Origin of the sequence: Paenibacillus alginolyticus DSM 5050 = NBRC 15375 (assembly GCF_000422905.1) — a bacterium.
GTDB lineage: Bacteria > Bacillota > Bacilli > Paenibacillales > NBRC-103111 > Paenibacillus_E > Paenibacillus_E alginolyticus.
The window spans coordinates 32,105-49,541 of the sequence record NZ_AUGY01000035.1 but is presented as its reverse complement, the minus strand read 5'-3'; the positions used below and the strand labels follow the sequence as shown (position 1 = coordinate 49,541).

The window sequence follows — 17,437 nt, the reverse complement described above, 5'->3', positions numbered from 1 at the left end:
TAAGACTACCCTGTAGGAGGAATTTTAATATGACAAACTTTTTGAGTAAACAAGATCCTAAAATTGTAGCAGCTATGAACCTTGAGCTTGCCCGTCAACGCGACAAAATTGAGCTTATCGCATCTGAAAACATCGTTAGCCAAGCTGTTCTTGAAGCTATGGGTACAGTGTTAACGAACAAATATGCAGAAGGCTACCCAGGCAAAAGATACTATGGCGGCTGCGAGCACGTAGACATCGTAGAAGATATCGCTCGGGATCGTGCAAATGAACTTTTCGGTGCTGAGCACGCGAACGTTCAACCGCATTCCGGCGCACAAGCCAACATGGCAGTGTATTTGGCAGCTCTAAACCCTGGTGATACGGTACTGGGTATGAACCTGGCACATGGTGGTCACTTAACGCACGGTAGCCCCGTGAATGCGTCCGGTATTCTCTACAACTTCGTAGCTTACGGTGTAAGCGAGAAAGATTTCCGCATTGATTACGACGATGTTCGTAAAGCTGCATTCAAACACAAGCCTCGCATGCTCGTAGCTGGCGCAAGTGCTTACCCGCGCACGATTGATTTCGAAGCATTGGCTTCCATAGCTAATGATGTAGGCGCGTTGTTCTTCGTTGATATGGCTCATATCGCAGGTCTTGTTGCTGCTGGTCTGCATCCGAACCCAGTGCCGCACGCACATTTCGTAACGACAACAACGCACAAAACGCTTCGCGGTCCTCGCGGCGGTATGATTCTTACACGCAAATCTTGGGCAGCAGCAATCGATAAAGCCGTTTTCCCTGGTACCCAAGGCGGTCCTTTGATGCACACGATCGCAGCAAAAGCGGTTTCCTTCGGTGAAGCTCTGCAACCAGATTTCAAAACATACGGACAAAACGTGATCAACAATGCACAAGCATTGGCGACTGCTTTAACAGCTGAAGGAATTAACCTAGTTTCCGGCGGTACAGATAACCACTTGATGCTGATCGATTTGCGTAACTTGAACATTTCGGGTAAAGACGCTGAACACGTTCTAGACGAAATTGGTATCACAGCAAACAAAAACGCGATTCCTTTTGACCCAACAAGTCCGTTCATTACTAGCGGTATCCGTCTAGGTACACCGGCTGTAACATCCCGTGGTATGAATGAAGAAGCGATGAAAACAATCGCGAAAGTGATTGGGCTTACCTTGAAAAATCCGAAAGACGAAGCTGTTCTTGAGAAAGCACGCGGTTTAGTGAAAGACCTGACAGCGCAGTATCCGCTTTACCCTGGTTTAACTTATTAATTTCTTGTTCAAATAAAAGTTCAGGCCGGCTCTCTGGAGTCGGCTTTTTTTTACCCTTTTATCCGTCTAAAGGCTGTTGACGAAAGCAGGGAGGCAGACCTATACTTCTTGGTAATTCGTGTAAAAGGAGGTTGCATCCATGCAGCTTGTTTTACAGTACGTGCAGTTGAAATCAGCAATCATGCGAGTACACAATTTTCAACAAACCGATATGGATGTGCCCGTGTCCGTTGAAGAAATAGCCGGTTACCTGTATTGTACGGAACGCAATGTGAAAATATTGATTCGCAAGATGATTGAGATGGTGTGGATTTCCTGGACACCGGGTCGCGGGCGCGGAAATCGATCTACAATCCGGTTTCTAGCCTCCGTCGAAGATCTTTTGTTTACGGAAGCGAAAATGCTTGTTGAACAGGGGAATTTGAACAGTGCGATGAGTTTGTTTCAAATAGAAGGATTGGATTCAGGAGTCATGGATCGATTCTTAGCTTGGCTTGGGAGTTATTTTGGGTATAAAGGAACCCTTGAGTCCGGCGATCCTGAAACTCTTCGACTGCCGATGCAGATGAGAGTTCTGACCCTAGACCCTGTGGATGTGCTCTTCTCTGGCGATCTACATTTCGTGAAACAGGCTTTCGATACGCTGCTGTATTTTAGTCCTGAATGCGGCTGCCTAGAGCCAGGTTTAGCGCATGACTGGGAATGCAACGAGAATGCAACGGTCTGGACGTTTTATTTGCGTAAGCGTGTGCGGTTCCATCATGGTCGTGAGATGACATCGGCAGATGCGGTCTTTTCGCTTAATCGGGTGCGTACGCTGGGCACGGAAGATTCTCCAAACCGATGGCTGTTGGAATCCGTAAAAGAAATTCGCGCAGTGGATCGGCTGACCGTTAGAGTCGAGTTGAATGCGCCGAATTATATGTTTCCACATTACGTAAGTTCCTATCAGGCCGCGATCGTACCGGCAGATGTGTACAGCGCTCAGAAAGTGAGCGATCCAGGCATGCTGCCTGTCGGGACGGGGCCGTTCCGGATTACGAGGTATGATGAAGGAGGCGTAACTTTCGAAGCGTTCGAGGATTATTACCGGGAGTCCGCCCACCTGGATCGTATTGAACTGCTTTGCGTTCCGGAAATGGTGAGTGAGCGAAGGTGGCAGCAGCTGAATTTCCAAATGGGCAAGCTGAGTCACTCTAAACAGCCGGCACCGGCGCATTGGTGTAAAAAAGAAGTCATGATGCTAGGTTCAAACATGCTGGTCTTTAATTTACGAAAGGAAGGGCCTCAGCAGGATCTCCATTTCCGCCAAGCGCTTCAATTAGTTCTTAACCGCAGCGGCATGATTAAGGAACTGGGGCTATATAATGCAATACCTGCCGCGGATTTCTTGCCGTCCGATTCGCCAGTCGAACAGCCGGAAGATGACCAGCCTGAACGAGCTAGAGAATTATTAAGGCAATGCGGATATGAAGGCCAGCCGATAACGATGATTTTCACCCCAAAAAACCGTGCCTTAGCTGAATGGGTTCATGCTCGCTGCCTAGACATCGGAATTCAGGTTGCTTTTCAGGAATATTCATTTGAAGAAATGTCCAAGGTGCATAGGATGCAGTGTGCAGATATCATTATCGGCGGGGTTGTCGCAGATGACGATGAAGCCCGTTGTCTGATAGAGATGTACAAAATAGGCAACTTGCCGCTGCGCGTATACGCGACCGATGAGCAGCGCAGAACGTTCGATGAAACAATTGCCTCAATCGAAGATGAGCCTGACAGTCAGATACGTTTACAACGAATCCGCTCCATGCAAGGATTATTATCGCAAAACCAATCGGTCTTATTTCTTGTTCATACAACCCAACAATTAGTTTACAGCCCGCACCTTCAAGGTATTTCTTTCAACACGATTGGTTGGTTTGATTTCAAGAGCATCTGGTACTGCCCCGAAATCGTAGATTGAGCTGATATCATGTACGGTGAAAACCGCTCGGATGAAAAATCCTAGTGGTTTTTTCTGTAGATAAGAAAGTATAAGTTTTATACTTTTGCTTCGCATCTACCTTGACAAACGCGTTCGTCCCTGAAGGACGACGAAGTCGTTTATCCTTGTGTGAAATGGAATTTCACGGAAGCTTTGGTTTTACAGAGGATAAGTTGGATAACATATGATATAATGGACGAGGTTTGTCGTACCATGACGATATTTTTTTGTGAAATACATATAAAATGCAGCTTTTTAGGAGGAAATTATGGGGAAGTTATTTATTTGTGATCATCCGCTAATTCAACATAAGCTAACTTATATTCGGGACGAGAATACGAAAACGAAGGATTTTCGAGATCTCGTGGACGAGGTTGCGACATTAATGGCCTACGAGATTACGCGAGATATTCCGCTTGAGCATGTTCAGGTGAAAACGCCTGTGACTACGGCAGATTGCCGTATTATTTCGGGCAGAATGCTGGGACTCATTCCAATCCTGCGTGCTGGTCTGGGTATGGTAGATGGGATTCTTAAGCTGATTCCGGCTGCCAAAGTTGGACATGTTGGTCTCTACCGTGATCCTGACACGCTTCAGCCTGTCGAGTACTATGTAAAGCTGCCTACAGATGTTCTGGAGCGGGAGTTAATTGTTATTGACCCGATGCTGGCCACAGGCGGATCCGCGAATATGGCGATTGAAGTACTGAAACGCAGAGGCTGTACGCAAATGAAACTGATGTGTTTAATTGCAGCGCCAGAAGGGATCAAAGCTGTTCAACAAGAGCATCCTGATGTTGATATTTACGTAGCTGCCGTTGACGACTACCTGAACGATCACGGCTATATCGTTCCGGGACTTGGTGACGCGGGAGATCGTCTGTTCGGCACTAAATAATTGGCTCTAAAGGGAGAAGAAACCGATGAAACGTTTAAAAGTCATTACGATCTTCGGAACAAGACCCGAAGCGATTAAGATGGCTCCGCTTATTTTGGAGCTGGAGAAACATCCTGAACATATTGAGTCCCTTGTCTGTGTGACAGCTCAGCATCGACAAATGCTGGATCAGGTGCTCGACATTTTCAAAATTAAACCGGATTTCGATTTAAATGTCATGAAAGACCGTCAAACGCTGAATGAGATTACAATGCGTGTACTGCAAGGCTTGGAGCCTGTCTTCCAAGAAGCTAAGCCTGACCTGATTCTCGTGCACGGCGATACGTTGACAACATTCCTTGCAAGCTATGCGGCATTCATGCAGCAAATTCAAGTGGGACATGTCGAGGCAGGTCTTCGTACGTGGAACAAAATGTCTCCTTACCCGGAGGAAATGAACCGTCAATTAACGGGCGTGCTAGCGGATTTACACTTTGCGCCAACGCAGCAATCGGCCGACAATCTGCGCAAAGAAAATAAATCTGAATCCCAGATTTATGTGACGGGGAATACGGTTACGGATGTGTTTAAGTACACGGTACAAGAGAAATTTGAACACCCTGTATTGGAATGGGCAGCGGGCCGTAAGCTGATCTTGATGACGGCGCATCGCCGTGAATCGCAAGGCGAGCCTCACCGTCAAATCTTCCGTGCTGTGAAACGTATTGCTGATGAGTTTGAAGATATTGCGATCGTTTATCCCGTGCATCTAAGTCCTGCAGTCAAGGAACCTGCACATGAGATCCTGGGCAATCATCCACGCATCAAGCTGGTAGACCCCTTTGACGTATTCGAGTTCCACAACTTCTATCCGCATGCCCATATGATCCTGACAGACTCTGGTGGTCTTCAGGAAGAAGCGCCTTCATTTGGTGTGCCGGTTCTAGTTCTACGCGATACGACAGAACGTCCTGAGGGTATCCAGGCAGGTACGCTTGAACTCGTTGGAACGGATGAAGAAGTGGTCTATGAGCGTGCTCGCGCGCTTCTAACCGATCCAGATTTATACAACAAAATGAGTCAAGCCGCCAACCCTTATGGGGATGGAAAATCGTCTGAACGCATCGTGCAAGCGATACTTTATCACTTCGGCAGGACCTCTGAGCGTCCGGAAGCTTTCTAACCGTGACAAAATCATGACAAACGCTACAGCGTACAGTTCCACTGTTCGGTTTGGAAACTCGCAAACCTTAGAGCCGCAAGGCTCTGACAGGTTTTGCGCGAAGGGACATGTGAAGTTATGTCAATTGACAAACCTTGCATGGCTTCGATACAATGAATGAGGATTCGTAGCACTATGCTGCGAGACGGGTTTTCCCATGTGGAAAACTCTCAGGAGGATGCGATGAAACGGCCAAATCCCAATGATAATCCTTGGCGGGCAGTAGCGCTAACTAGTGCAATTGGTATTGACCTCGTAATTTGTTTAGGAGCCGGTTATTTCTTCGGCGACTGGTTGAGTCACACACTAGGAGGACAGTTCTGGTTGTTAGGCGGGTTCTTGCTTGGGCTTGTAACCGGAATCATTAGCATTTACTTCATGATAAAGCAGTACGGAGGGCTCTGATGGATGACTTTTCAGCCACTCTGAAAACGGTTCAAAATGTGTTTCTTTTTTTCTTATCCTTTTGTTTGGCTGCATGGGCGCTACTTGTCGATTACCGAGTTTACATTGCCGGGATCATGCTTGGTTCTTTAGCGAGTATGGTGAACGCAAGGTTTCTAGCTTGGAAGATTAACAAGTTGGCAGCAGCTGCGATAGAGCAGAAGGGCCGCAAAGTGACCCTTGGTTTTCTGACAAGAGCAGCAATCGCTGGTTTCGCAGGATTGGTTGCCGTCCGGTATCCAGAACACATCGCGCTACCCACGACGATCGTTGGATACTTTTTTGCTCAATTGGCAACACTCGTACTGGGTATTCTTTCTATTAGGAAGTCTAAGAAGTAATTCCATTCGATGAAAGGGGTGAAAATGGAAAACATGGAACATCACGCACCAGAATTTGAGTGGTTAGGTATTCACTTCGACGCATCTGCACTCATGATGATCGGAATTACCACCATAATCGTGCTTATCCTTGCAATCGCAGGGGCCAGCCGAGCATCTGTAACGAATCCTTCGAAATTGCAAAACTTTATGGAATGGACGATTGAGTTTGTAGAAGGCATTATTGGAAGCACGATTGGTTCTAAGCATGGCAAAGGCTTTATCGCGCTTGGTCTTACGCTCATTATGTACATCTTTATCGGCAACATGCTTGGCCTTCCGTTCTCGATCGTGACTGAAGATCATGTATCATGGTGGAAATCACCGACCGCTGATATCGCTGTAACAGGAGCACTTACGGTTATTGTTATCGTACTGAGTCACTACTTAGGTATAACACGTAATACGAAGCATTACTTCGCGCATTATTTTGAGTTCAAAGGGGCAATGTTGATCCTTCATTTGATTGAAGTTGTATCAAAGCCGCTTACGCTCGCTTTCCGTCTTTACGGTAATATTTATGCAGGTGAAATTATGATATCTGTCATTGTAGGAGCTGGTTGGTTTGGAATTGCGCCTCTCTTCGTATGGCAGGGCTTCAGTGTGTTCGTAGGTGCAATTCAAGCCTTCGTATTCACAATGCTAACAATGGTTTACATCTCGCAAACGTTAATTCACGAAGAACAGCATTAAGAGTAAGACTTACCTCGGGAAGTCTCGAGTCACTTATAAAAAACAACAAACTTAAGAGTTTAAGGGAGGATTTTATCAATGGGAGCAATAGCATTAGTAGCAGCAGGTATCGTATTTGGTTTGGGAGCACTAGGTGCAGGTATTGGTAACGGTTTGATCGTAGGTCGCGCTTTGGAAGGTATTTCCCGTCAACCAGAACTTCGTGGTACGCTTCAAACAACAATGTTTATCGGGGTAGGTCTAGTAGAGGCAATGCCGGTCGTTGCTTTGGTTCTTGCGTTCATCTTTATGGGAAAAGCTTAAGAAATCGTTTGGCGTTGATGGCCTTAGTCGCCACCACGCCTTCGTTTTGCCCACGTTATCAGAAGGGAGTGACGTTACTTGCATATTGAATGGTCCACATTTTTTATACAACTTATCGCGTTTTTGATTCTGTATGTGTTGCTTTCCAAATTTGCGTTCGGTCCTCTGTTTGGCATGATGGAAAAACGCAGACAATTGGTTAAAGATCAAATACAAACAGCTGAAGCAAGCCGTAAGCAAGCTGAACAACTGTTAGAGGAACAAAAGCAAGCGCTGCAACAAACTCGTAAGGAAGCTTACGATATTATTGAGCAAGCAAAGCATACTGGTTCCAAGCAAGCAGATGATATTATTCATGCAGCTAGTGCAGAAGCAACACGCCTGAAAGAAGAAGCACTGAAAGATATCGAAAATGAGAAGAATAAAGCGGTTGCCGCTCTTCGCAGCCAAGTAGGCGCGATGTCCGTTCTGATCGCATCCAAAATTATCGAGAAACAAATCGATGAAAAGTCACAAGAAGAACTTGTTGAGCATTACCTCAAAGAGGTAGGAGGCAACGTATGAGTGACATCGTCGTAGCGAAGCGTTATGCCAAAGCTTTATTCGAAGTAGCGAAGGAAAAGAATATCATTTCCCTAGTTGAAGAAGAGCTTAAATCTGTAGCTAGTGCGATTAGGGACAATGCAGACTTGCAGAAGTTCCTGAACCATCCGAACATCGGGAATTCCGCTAAGACGGACCTGCTGAAGCAGATTTTCGAAGGCAAAGTTTCCGAACCGGTGTGGAACACACTGCTTGTCTTGATTGATAAAGGTAGACAGTCGATTCTTTCCGCTTTGGCGAGTGACTATGCTAAGGTTGCGAATGAAGCGCTCGGTCAAGCGAGTGCCACGGTATACTCGGCATTCGTACTTTCGGATGCACAGCAAGCTGAGATTGCTTCACATTTCAGTAAAGTAACAGGTAAAACGATCCGTGTTTCGTCTGTGGTTGAGCCTAAGCTGCTCGGCGGCATTCAAGTGCGTATCGGTGATCGTTTATATGATGGAAGCTTGGCAGGCAAACTTGATCGTTTGGCCAAAGCGTTAGTTTAATATAAGCACTGTAAGAATAGGGGTGAAGTTCGTTGAGTATCAAACCTGAAGAAATCAGCTCATTGATTAAACAACAGATTGAAAACTATAGTTCCGATATCCAAGTAGTTGATGTAGGTACAGTCATTCAAGTAGGTGACGGTATTGCTCGTGCTCACGGCTTGGAAAACGTTATGGCAGGCGAGCTGCTTGAGTTCCCAAGCGGCGTTCTTGGCTATGCCTTTAACCTTGAGGAAAGCAACGTAGGTATCGTTATTCTTGGACCTTACAAAGATATCCGTGAAGGCGACCAAGTTAAACGTACTGGACGTATCATGGAGGTTCCTGTAGGTGAAGAACTTCTGGGCCGTGTAGTAAACGCACTTGGTCAACCAGTTGATGGTAGAGGTCCTATCAATACAACAGCTTTCCGTCCTGTAGAGAACATGGCACCAGGGGTTATGGCGCGTAAATCCGTTCATGAGCCTATGCAAACGGGAATTAAAGCGATTGACGCAATGGTACCAGTAGGCCGTGGACAACGTGAGTTGATCATTGGTGACCGTCAAACAGGTAAAACAGCAATTGCGATCGATGCGATCATCAACCAAAAAGGCAATGGCGTGAAATGTATCTACGTTGCTATCGGTCAAAAACAATCCACAGTCGTAGGTGTTGTTGAAACCCTTCGTGCTGCTGGCGCGCTTGACTATACAATCGTTGTAACAGCTTCCGCTTCCGAGCCTTCACCGATGCTATGGTTAGCACCATACTCCGGTTGTGCTATGGCCGAGTACTTCATGTACAAAGGCGAGCACGTTCTTATCGTATACGATGACTTGTCCAAACAAGCTGCCGCATACCGTGAGTTGTCCCTCTTGCTTCGTCGTCCACCAGGTCGTGAAGCTTACCCAGGGGACGTATTCTACTTGCACTCCCGTTTGCTGGAGCGCGCTGCGAAATTGAACGATGAGCTTGGCGGCGGTTCGATTACTGCACTTCCATTCATCGAGACACAAGCGGGCGATATCTCCGCATACATTCCAACGAACGTAATTTCCATTACGGACGGTCAAATCTTCCTTGAGTCCGACCTATTCTACTCCGGTCAGCGTCCAGCGGTTAACGTTGGTAACTCTGTATCCCGTGTAGGTGGCTCCGCTCAAACGAAAGCGATGAAAAAAGTTGCCGGTACACTGCGTGTAGACTTGGCTCAATATCGTGAGCTTGCAGCGTTTGCCGCATTCGGATCCGATCTTGATAGAGCGACTAAAGCACGTTTGGATCGTGGGGTTCGTACGCTTGAAATCTTGAAACAAGGCGTTCACCAACCGATGTCATTGGAAAAGCAAGTTGCTTCCCTTTACACAGTTGTAAAAGGTCATGTGGATGATATTCCAGTTCAAGATGTAACGCGTTTTGAAGCTCAGTTCATTGCTTTCTTGGAATCCAACCGTCCTGAAGTTCTGCATAGCATTCGTGACACGAAAGATATTACTGCGGATAACGATAAAGCATTGGTTGATGCAATCAATACATTTAAAAAGAGCTTTGCAGTTTCTGAATAAATCATGAGGGCAGAGCTTCATGTTAAATGAAGCTCTCGCTACCATGTGACTCCTGGGCAGGCGGACGCCTGAATTCAGGTCTTCGAATGAAGGCTTTTCTAAGCCTCAAAAGAGAGGTGAGCAGGTATGGCAAAAGGAATGCGCGAGATTAAGCGCCAAATCAAATCCACACAAAGCACGAAGCAAATCACAAGAGCAATGGAAATGGTTGCAGCAGCGAACTTACGTAGAGCGCAGCAATCAGCGGAAGCGGCACGTCCGTACTCCGAGAAATTGAAGGAAGTGGTTGCAAGCATTGCAGCTGGCACTAAAGGCGTGAAGCACCCTATGCTACAATCACGTGAAGTGAAGAAAACAGCATATTTGGTTATTACTTCCGATCGTGGTCTCGCTGGCGGTTACAACGCTAACGTGTTGCGTAAAGCAATGACTGAGATTCGTGAGAATCATAAATCAACAGCTGAATACTCCGTCTTCGTAATTGGACGTAAGGGAAGCAATTTCTTCTCGAAACGCAATATTCCGATTGTTGAGGAAGTAACCGGAGTTCCGGATACGCCGAAGTTCTCGGATATTAAGCCTGTTGCAACTGCAGCGGTCGCTAATTTCGTTAACGGTACGTATGACCAACTGTTCTTGATTTACAATAAGTTCCAAAACGCGATTACCCAAATTCCAACCATGATTCGTCTGCTTCCTATGGAAGATGTATCCGGCGTAGCTGCAGCTAGCTATGAGTATGAACCATCACCGGAAGGCGTTCTGGAAGTACTGCTCCCTAAATATGCTGAGACGCTTATTTACAGTGCTGTTCTGGAAGGTAAAGCAAGTGAGTTTGGCGCGAGAATGACAGCGATGAACTCAGCAACGAAGAATGCAACGAAGATGATCAGCAGCTACACATTAGCGTACAACCGTGCGCGTCAAGCTTCGATTACGCAAGAAATTTCGGAAATCGTCGCTGGAGCGAACGCAAACGCATAACGATAAACGGTCTCTAGAGAGACACAAGCTTTACTTAGGAGGGAAACCATGAGCAAAGGGCGCGTTGTGAATATTACAGGGCCTGTCGTCGACATTGAGTTCGAACGCGGACAACTCCCTGAAATTCTGAATGCAATCAAAATTGAAAGAACCGATAGTGGAAAAACTTCCACTATGACGGTTGAAGCGGCTGTTCACCTTGGTGACAACCTCGTACGTTGCGTAGCAATGTCCTCGACTGATGGACTTGTTCGTGGCGCAGTAGCAACAGATACTGGCGCAGCAATTACTGTACCTGTTGGTGCAGCAACACTGGGGCGTGTATTTAACGTATTGGGTGATCCAATTGATGGTGACGAGAACGTTGATCGTACATTAAGCAGCCCAATTCACAAAGAAGCTCCTGCTTTCGACAACTTGTCGACAAAATCAGAGATTCTTGAAACAGGTATCAAAGTTATTGACTTGATGGCTCCTTATGCAAAAGGTGGTAAAATTGGTCTCTTCGGTGGTGCCGGCGTAGGTAAAACGGTAACAATGCAAGAGCTAATTCACAACATTGCACAAGAGCACGGGGGTATCTCCGTATTTGCGGGCGTTGGTGAGCGTACTCGTGAAGGTAATGACCTTTACCACGAGATGAAAGACTCCGGCGTTATTGCAAAAACAGCGATGGTATTCGGTCAAATGAATGAGCCTCCAGGCGCACGTCTTCGTGTTGCATTGTCCGGTTTGACAATGGCTGAGTATTTCCGTGACGAAGAAGGAAGAGACGTTCTTCTTTTCATCGACAACATCTTCCGTTTCACACAAGCAGGTTCCGAGGTTTCCGCTTTGTTAGGCCGTATGCCTTCCGCGGTAGGTTACCAACCAACCCTAGCTACAGAAATGGGTCAATTGCAAGAGCGTATTACCTCCACGAAAAAAGGTTCCGTTACTTCCATTCAAGCGATTTACGTTCCTGCCGATGACTATACGGATCCGGCTCCAGCAACGGCTTTCGCTCACTTGGACGCAACAACGAACTTGGAGCGTAGCATCGCGGCTGCAGGTATTTTCCCTGCGGTAGATCCACTTGCTTCATCTTCCCGTGTTTTGACGCCAGAAATCGTTGGCGAAGAGCACTATAAAGTAGCACAAGGCGTTAAACAAATTCTTCAACGTTACAAAGAGCTTTTGGATATTATCGCGATCTTGGGTATGGATGAGTTGTCTGATGAGGACAAATTGGTCGTAACTCGTGCGCGTCGTCTTCGTCTGTTCTTGTCTCAGCCGCTTCATGTTGCTGAACCGTTCAACGGATTCCCAGGCTTGTATGTACCAATGAAGGATACCGTGCGCAGCTTCAAAGAAGTTCTTGAAGGTAAGCACGACAATCTTCCTGAAGTTGCCTTCCACAACGTGGGCACGATCGAGGACGCTATCGAGAAAGCTAAAACGCTGTAAGTTGGGTCTAACCCAGCGCAGATCATGCTGAGCAGCCAGTTTTGCCTGGCAGAACGCTAAAGTAATGCTTACGAAGATAGTTTACCTACGGTAAAGTTTAGGAAGGAGAATCCAAGTGAGTACATTCCTACTGGAAATTGTTACCCCTGAGCGCAAAGTGTACGCTGAACAAGTGAACATGGTTAGTGTAAAGGGTGTCGGAGGGGAGCTTGGAATTCTGCCGAATCACATTCCGTTGGTCACTCCATTGAAAATTGCGCCTATTTCTGTGAAGAAACAGGGCTCTAAAGACGAAATCATCGCGGTAAACGGCGGTTTCATGGAAGTGCGCAAGGATAAGGTGGTTATATTGGCGGAAAGCGCCGAGCTACCAGAACAAATTGATATCGATCGTGCGAAAGCAGCGAAAGAACGTGCGGAGAAGCGACTTGTTGAAACAAAGCAAGACAACGTTGACTTCAAACGTGCGGAAGCGGCTCTTCAAAGAGCATTAAATCGTATCAGTGTGTCCGGGAAATAATAGATGTTTGGTGAAAAGCGGGGGAACTTTGGTTCCTCCGCTTTTTTTTTCGAATAGAAAGTTGAGGCTGTCTACACAGTCCAGATTATTTGCTCCAAAAGTGGTGTTTGTGCTGTATCTCAGAAAATAAGAGTCTCTGGTGGAGACTCCTATTTCGCGATATCAGCTAAATTCTCGGTAAATAGAAGCTTCTAGAGACTCTTATTTGCTCCAAGGACGGTGTTTTGCTTAGCTAAGAACGTGATGCCAAGCTGTAGATTGTCCCGATTTCGGACAGGAAGTGCTAAACCGATTTTCCTGCCGCGCAAATATACGTGCCTTCCTCACTTATTACCCCAATCGATAAATGACTATTCACTATATTAATTGCATGATTAGATTAGGATACATTTGGGAAATCTACTCACTAGGACTGATGAAAAGTGGGGCTTGGAATTAGTCATCGACGCCCAAAAGGCTTTTTGTTATAATATTGAAGGTGAATATTACCAAAACTAGTAGCACGCATAAGAAAAGCAAATACGAATGGAGGCGGTTACATTCACATGATGTATACAAATAACTATGTAATCGTAGCGATTTTTCTAGGGTTAGGTATTCTTCTCCCTATTGTAGCGCTAACGGCTGGCAAATGGTTAAGACCGAGTAAACCCGTCGATGAGAAGTATACGACGTATGAGAGTGGTAATGAGCCTGTAGGTGAGGGACAAATCCGTTTTAACATTCGTTATTATTTATTTGCTTTGATGTTTGTCATCTTTGATGTGGAAACCGTGTTCCTGTATCCGTGGGCTGTTGCTTTTAATCAGCTCGGACTTTTTGCCTTAGTGGAAATGTGTATTTTTGTAGCCTTGCTTGCCATTGGATTAATATACGCTTGGAAGAAGAAGGTGCTGCAATGGACTTCAGTCTAGAGTCGATATCTCCCGAAGAGCGGGAAGAGTTAAACCGTAATGTCTTTATGACGACACTGGAGCAAGTGAAAGCTTGGGCTCGCAGTAATTCGCTTTGGCCGTTAACGTTTGGTCTGGCCTGTTGTGCCATCGAAATGATGGGTACTGGCGGATCTCACTATGATTTAGACCGTTTCGGAGTCATCTTCCGTACGTCTCCTAGACAATCTGATGTCATGATTGTGGCCGGGACAGTGACGAAGAAAATGGCTCCTTTGCTGCGCCGTCTTTACGAACAAATGCCTGAACCGAAATGGGTCATTGCGATGGGGTCCTGCGCTACGGCAGGTGGACCTTATGTGAAGTCGTACTCCGTTGTTAAGGGAGTTGACCAAATTGTTCCGGTTGATGTTTATATTCCGGGTTGTCCACCGAACCCGGCTGCACTCATTTATGGGATAAACAAGCTTCAGGAGAAGATTCGCTATGAAGCGAAGACTGGGAAGCAGGTGACCAATCGATGAGTGATGAGAAGAAGCCGGAGGAGAAGGTAGCCCCGTCTCCGACTGCTGATAGTAAGAAAGTGAATGAGTCGCCGTTAGAGGAAGCGATCGCTGAAGTGGGCGAGCTTACGCCGGAGGCGCGCGCGAGCAAGACGCCGCTTAGCGCTGACGTGCAGGCTGCGGTAGATCGCGCAGCGGAGATACAAGCGGCTGATCCGGCTGCGCAGACGACGAGCGAGCCGAGCGACGTGCCTGCGGCTGAGCTTGCGGAGCGTGCTGCAAGCAGCGGCGACGCTAGCGCAGCGAAGGGCAGTGACGCGGGTGTGAGCGCAAGCGCGCCAGCAGCGAGTGACGCGGCAGCGGAGCGCGCCGCGGCGAGAGCCGCCCGCCTCGCTGCGCGGGCGGCCGCTGAGCCGGCGGGCGAGCCCGCGTCGGCTGGAGCCGAAGCCCCAGCGTCTGCGGACGCTGGGGACGAAGAGAAGGCGGCCAAAGCCCAAGCCGCCGCTGAAGCACGCGCTGCGCGAGCTAGCGCGCGCGGGGCGAAGCCCGAGTCGGCGGAGCCTGAAGCGCCGAAGGAGCCTTCACCGAACCAGCCGCTGCTTGATCGGCTGGTTAGCATCCTTAAAGCCGACGTAGGCGAAGACGCCGTCGTCGACGCATTCATCAACGAAAGGGACGCGCATCGCCCTTACGTAGTTATTCACAGCTCACGCTGGGAGCAAGCCGCGCTAACGTTTAGGGATCATGAAGAGCTGCGCTGCGATTACTTGCGCAATCTCTCGGGCGTGGACCAAGAGACGCACCTAGAGGTGGCGTATCATCTGCTTTCCCTCACACATAAGAATGAGTATTGCGTGAAAGTGAAAACAGATCGAGAGCTGCCAAGCATTCCTTCTGTGACTCCAGTATGGGCTACCGCGAATTGGAATGAGCGGGAAGTGTATGACCTACTGGGTATCGATTTCCCAGGTCACCCTAACTTAGTAAGAATTATGATGCCTGACGATTGGGTCGGCCATCCACTGCGCAAAGATTACGAACCGCTTGACCCGGAGGTGTAGCTCGTGTTACGGACAGAAGAACTCCTGTTAAACGTTGGTCCTCAGCATCCTAGTACGCACGGGGTTTTCCGCGTGATCGTCAAGCTGGATGGGGAAGTTATTAAAGAAGCAATACCCGTGATGGGCTATCTACATAGAGGAACTGAGAAACTAGCTGAGAACCTTAGCTATACACAAATTATTCCTTACACGGACCGTATGGATTACGTATCGGCGATGACGACCAATTACGTGCTTGTGAATGCCGTGGAGAAAATGATGCAGCTGGAAGTACCAGAGCGAGCGGAGTTCCTTCGCTTAATCGTGATGGAGCTTCAACGCATTGCCTCTCACATGGTGTGGTGGGGAACCTACTTGCTAGACATTGGCGCTATGAGCCCGTTCTTATACGCTTTCCGCGACCGGGAAATTATTATCGATCTGTTTAACGAATTATGCGGCGCTCGTCTAACCTACAACTATATGCGTGTAGGTGGGGTGAAGTGGGACGCTCCAGAGGGTTGGATCGATAAGGTTAAGAAATTTATTCCTTATATGTACGGGAAATTGGAAGAGTATCACACGTTAGTAACGGGAAATGAAATCTTCCTATCCCGTATCAAGGGAGTAGGTAAGTATGATGCAGAGACAGCCATTGCGTATGGCCTTAGCGGCGCTAACTTAAGATGTACGGGTGTAGACTGGGATATCCGCAAAACGCAGCCGTACAGCCTGTACAGCCGCTTTCAGTTCGACGTGCCTGTTCGCAGCGGCGGTGATTGTTATGATCGTTACTTGCTTCGTATGGAGGAAGTCAAGCAATCGCTTCGTATCTTGGAGCAAGCTGTGGAGCAGTTTCCTGAGCAAGGCGAAACCATGGGCAAGGTGCCTAGAGTCATTCGTCCTCCAGAAGGGGAAGTGTATTCAGCTATTGAATCTCCGCGCGGGGAAATTGGCTGCTATATTATTTCCAGAGGCAAACAAGAGCCTTTCCGTCTGAAATTCCGCAGACCTTCCTTCGTGAATTTGCAAATTTTGCCCAAGCTGCTGGTCGGTGAGTCGATGACGAACTTGATTACGATTCTAGGCGGCATCGATATTGTCGTTGGGGAGGTGGATGCCTAATGGTGAATTTATTGGAGGAGAGTCTAACGTGGACGAACTTCTTCGTTTTCCTATTCTGGGGCATCGTTATGCTGATGTTGGTTCTAGGCTTCGTAACCTATGCGATCTATTTCGAGCGCAAGGTTATCGGCTGGATGCAGATGCGGATCGGACCGAACCGAACAGGACCTTTTGGGCTTCTGCAAAGTGTTGCGGACGTCTTCAAGCTTCTAATCAAAGAGGATACGATTCCTAAAAAAGCGGAGCGCGAGCTTTTCATTCTGGCACCTATCATTACGTTTATCCCTTCGTTCACAATCATTGCGACGATTCCATTTTCGGATCGGATGTTTAATGCCAATTTGAATGTCGGACTGCTCTTTTATGTAGCCTTAACGGGGATTTCTACGATTGGTATTATCCTCGGCGGATGGGCATCTAATAACAAATATGCGCTGCTAGGCGGTATGCGTTCTGCGGCACAAATGATTAGTTACGAGGTACCGCTCGTTATCTCTGTTATTGGTGTCATCATGATGACGGGTAGTTTAAATCTACATACCATTGTTGATCATCAAACAGGCGGTTTCTGGCATTGGAATTTCATTCCCCAGATTCTAGGCTTTATCATTTTCGTTATAGCCGGGGTCTCGGAGCTCAATCGAACGCCGTTTGACCTACCGGAAGCGGAGTCTGAGCTAGTTGCTGGTTATCATGTGGAATACAGCGGTTTCCGCTTCGCTTTTTTCATGCTATCAGAGTATGTTTACGTGTTCGTCATTGCTTCCCTTACGAGCTTGATTTTCCTGGGTGGATGGCATTCGCCGTTCCCATTCCTTGATTTCATTCCGGGTATTATCTGGTTCCTGCTGAAATTCTCTTCGGTTGTGTTCTTCCTATTCTGGCTGCGCGCGACGCTGCCTCGGGTACGGGTAGACCAACTCATGGGATTCGGCTGGAAAGTGCTGCTTCCACTGGCACTGGCTAATATGCTGATTACGGCGATCATAATGACCATCACATAGCTTACGAATCAAGTTTCCTACGGAAACTCTAAGGCCCATGCTTTCGAAGTCAGTTTTGCTAAAGCAAAACTCTAAGATTAAGCTTACGATGCAAGTTT

19 protein-coding genes are annotated in these 17,437 nt (G+C 47.4%); all 19 read left to right on the top strand.

Annotation, left to right across the window (positions count from 1 at the left end; all coding sequences use genetic code 11):
* Positions 1 to 29 precede the first annotated feature (29 nt).
* The 19 genes from G519_RS0116530 (at position 30) to nuoH (ending at position 17,339) form a co-directional block, all read left to right on the top strand.
* On the top strand, positions 30 to 1,280 hold the full coding sequence (locus G519_RS0116530) for a serine hydroxymethyltransferase (protein ID WP_029195669.1): 1,251 nt from the start codon (positions 30 to 32) through the stop codon (positions 1,278 to 1,280).
* Positions 1,281 to 1,419: 139 nt separating this feature from the next.
* Positions 1,420 to 3,243, top strand: coding sequence for an ABC transporter substrate-binding protein (locus G519_RS0116525; RefSeq protein WP_029195668.1), 1,824 nt, complete (start codon positions 1,420 to 1,422; stop codon positions 3,241 to 3,243).
* 289 nt (positions 3,244 to 3,532) lie between these two features.
* The gene (gene upp / locus G519_RS0116520) at positions 3,533 to 4,162 is read left to right on the top strand and encodes a uracil phosphoribosyltransferase (RefSeq protein WP_029195667.1); all 630 of its coding nucleotides are present in this window, start codon (positions 3,533 to 3,535) and stop codon (positions 4,160 to 4,162) included.
* A 25-nt stretch (positions 4,163 to 4,187) separates the two neighbouring features.
* Positions 4,188 to 5,324 (top strand): non-hydrolyzing UDP-N-acetylglucosamine 2-epimerase, encoded by a 1,137-nt coding sequence (gene wecB / locus G519_RS0116515; protein WP_029195666.1) that lies wholly within the window; start codon positions 4,188 to 4,190, stop codon positions 5,322 to 5,324.
* Between the two features lie 222 nt (positions 5,325 to 5,546).
* Positions 5,547 to 5,768: an AtpZ/AtpI family protein gene (locus G519_RS0116510; RefSeq protein WP_029195665.1), complete on the top strand. Its 222-nt coding sequence runs from the start codon at positions 5,547 to 5,549 to the stop codon at positions 5,766 to 5,768.
* Positions 5,768 to 6,148 carry an ATP synthase subunit I gene (locus G519_RS0116505; RefSeq protein WP_029195664.1) on the top strand — a complete coding sequence of 127 codons (381 nt, stop codon included), beginning with the start codon at positions 5,768 to 5,770 and terminating at the stop codon, positions 6,146 to 6,148. Before G519_RS0116510 ends, G519_RS0116505 begins: the two co-directional genes overlap by 1 nt.
* 24 nt (positions 6,149 to 6,172) lie before the next feature.
* Positions 6,173 to 6,880: a F0F1 ATP synthase subunit A gene (gene atpB / locus G519_RS0116500; RefSeq protein ID WP_307720119.1), complete on the top strand. Its 708-nt coding sequence runs from the start codon at positions 6,173 to 6,175 to the stop codon at positions 6,878 to 6,880.
* A gap of 78 nt (positions 6,881 to 6,958) precedes the next feature.
* Positions 6,959 to 7,183 (top strand): F0F1 ATP synthase subunit C, encoded by a 225-nt coding sequence (gene atpE, locus G519_RS0116495; RefSeq protein ID WP_028556930.1) that lies wholly within the window; start codon positions 6,959 to 6,961, stop codon positions 7,181 to 7,183.
* Positions 7,184 to 7,261: 78 nt separating this feature from the next.
* The gene (gene atpF / locus G519_RS0116490) at positions 7,262 to 7,747 is read left to right on the top strand and encodes a F0F1 ATP synthase subunit B (protein ID WP_029195662.1); all 486 of its coding nucleotides are present in this window, start codon (positions 7,262 to 7,264) and stop codon (positions 7,745 to 7,747) included.
* Positions 7,744 to 8,277 (top strand): F0F1 ATP synthase subunit delta, encoded by a 534-nt coding sequence (locus tag G519_RS0116485; protein WP_029195661.1) that lies wholly within the window; start codon positions 7,744 to 7,746, stop codon positions 8,275 to 8,277. The genes atpF and G519_RS0116485 overlap by 4 nt, the downstream gene beginning before the upstream one ends.
* Before the next feature lie 32 nt (positions 8,278 to 8,309).
* Positions 8,310 to 9,824 carry a F0F1 ATP synthase subunit alpha gene (atpA, locus tag G519_RS0116480; RefSeq protein WP_029195660.1) on the top strand — a complete coding sequence of 505 codons (1,515 nt, stop codon included), beginning with the start codon at positions 8,310 to 8,312 and terminating at the stop codon, positions 9,822 to 9,824.
* A gap of 126 nt (positions 9,825 to 9,950) precedes the next feature.
* Positions 9,951 to 10,808 carry an ATP synthase F1 subunit gamma gene (gene atpG / locus G519_RS0116475; protein ID WP_029195659.1) on the top strand — a complete coding sequence of 286 codons (858 nt, stop codon included), beginning with the start codon at positions 9,951 to 9,953 and terminating at the stop codon, positions 10,806 to 10,808.
* Positions 10,809 to 10,856: 48 nt separating this feature from the next.
* The gene (gene atpD / locus G519_RS0116470) at positions 10,857 to 12,254 is read left to right on the top strand and encodes a F0F1 ATP synthase subunit beta (RefSeq protein WP_029195658.1); all 1,398 of its coding nucleotides are present in this window, start codon (positions 10,857 to 10,859) and stop codon (positions 12,252 to 12,254) included.
* Between the two features lie 115 nt (positions 12,255 to 12,369).
* Positions 12,370 to 12,774, top strand: coding sequence for a F0F1 ATP synthase subunit epsilon (locus tag G519_RS0116465; protein WP_029195657.1), 405 nt, complete (start codon positions 12,370 to 12,372; stop codon positions 12,772 to 12,774).
* A gap of 548 nt (positions 12,775 to 13,322) precedes the next feature.
* Complete coding sequence (locus G519_RS0116460; RefSeq protein ID WP_029195656.1) at positions 13,323 to 13,688, top strand: NADH-quinone oxidoreductase subunit A; 366 nt, start codon at positions 13,323 to 13,325, stop codon at positions 13,686 to 13,688.
* Positions 13,673 to 14,191 (top strand): NuoB/complex I 20 kDa subunit family protein, encoded by a 519-nt coding sequence (locus G519_RS0116455; RefSeq protein ID WP_029195655.1) that lies wholly within the window; start codon positions 13,673 to 13,675, stop codon positions 14,189 to 14,191. The genes G519_RS0116460 and G519_RS0116455 overlap by 16 nt, the downstream gene beginning before the upstream one ends.
* The gene (locus tag G519_RS0116450; RefSeq protein WP_029195654.1) at positions 14,188 to 15,231 is read left to right on the top strand and encodes an NADH-quinone oxidoreductase subunit C; all 1,044 of its coding nucleotides are present in this window, start codon (positions 14,188 to 14,190) and stop codon (positions 15,229 to 15,231) included. Before G519_RS0116455 ends, G519_RS0116450 begins: the two co-directional genes overlap by 4 nt.
* 3 nt (positions 15,232 to 15,234) lie before the next feature.
* The gene (locus tag G519_RS0116445; protein WP_029195653.1) at positions 15,235 to 16,335 is read left to right on the top strand and encodes an NADH-quinone oxidoreductase subunit D; all 1,101 of its coding nucleotides are present in this window, start codon (positions 15,235 to 15,237) and stop codon (positions 16,333 to 16,335) included.
* Entirely contained in the window at positions 16,335 to 17,339 is a 1,005-nt protein-coding gene (gene nuoH, locus G519_RS0116440; RefSeq protein ID WP_029195652.1) for an NADH-quinone oxidoreductase subunit NuoH, read from the top strand. The genes G519_RS0116445 and nuoH overlap by 1 nt, the downstream gene beginning before the upstream one ends.
* The last annotated feature ends 98 nt before the right edge of the window (positions 17,340 to 17,437 follow it).

Bases quoted from the DNA above. Each gene is read 5' to 3' on its own strand.
- G519_RS0116530 (WP_029195669.1), top strand. From the start codon at position 30: ATGACAAACTTTTTGAGTAAACAAGATCCTAAAATTGTAGCAGCTATG.
- G519_RS0116525 (WP_029195668.1), top strand. From the start codon at position 1,420: ATGCAGCTTGTTTTACAGTACGTGCAGTTGAAATCAGCAATCATGCGA.
- upp (WP_029195667.1), top strand. From the start codon at position 3,533: ATGGGGAAGTTATTTATTTGTGATCATCCGCTAATTCAACATAAGCTA.
- wecB (WP_029195666.1), top strand. From the start codon at position 4,188: ATGAAACGTTTAAAAGTCATTACGATCTTCGGAACAAGACCCGAAGCG.
- G519_RS0116510 (WP_029195665.1), top strand. From the start codon at position 5,547: ATGAAACGGCCAAATCCCAATGATAATCCTTGGCGGGCAGTAGCGCTA.
- G519_RS0116505 (WP_029195664.1), top strand. From the start codon at position 5,768: ATGGATGACTTTTCAGCCACTCTGAAAACGGTTCAAAATGTGTTTCTT.
- atpB (WP_307720119.1), top strand. From the start codon at position 6,173: ATGGAAAACATGGAACATCACGCACCAGAATTTGAGTGGTTAGGTATT.
- atpE (WP_028556930.1), top strand. From the start codon at position 6,959: ATGGGAGCAATAGCATTAGTAGCAGCAGGTATCGTATTTGGTTTGGGA.
- G519_RS0116485 (WP_029195661.1), top strand. From the start codon at position 7,744: ATGAGTGACATCGTCGTAGCGAAGCGTTATGCCAAAGCTTTATTCGAA.
- atpG (WP_029195659.1), top strand. From the start codon at position 9,951: ATGGCAAAAGGAATGCGCGAGATTAAGCGCCAAATCAAATCCACACAA.
- atpD (WP_029195658.1), top strand. From the start codon at position 10,857: ATGAGCAAAGGGCGCGTTGTGAATATTACAGGGCCTGTCGTCGACATT.
- G519_RS0116460 (WP_029195656.1), top strand. From the start codon at position 13,323: ATGTATACAAATAACTATGTAATCGTAGCGATTTTTCTAGGGTTAGGT.
- G519_RS0116455 (WP_029195655.1), top strand. From the start codon at position 13,673: ATGGACTTCAGTCTAGAGTCGATATCTCCCGAAGAGCGGGAAGAGTTA.
- G519_RS0116450 (WP_029195654.1), top strand. From the start codon at position 14,188: ATGAGTGATGAGAAGAAGCCGGAGGAGAAGGTAGCCCCGTCTCCGACT.
- nuoH (WP_029195652.1), top strand. From the start codon at position 16,335: ATGGTGAATTTATTGGAGGAGAGTCTAACGTGGACGAACTTCTTCGTT.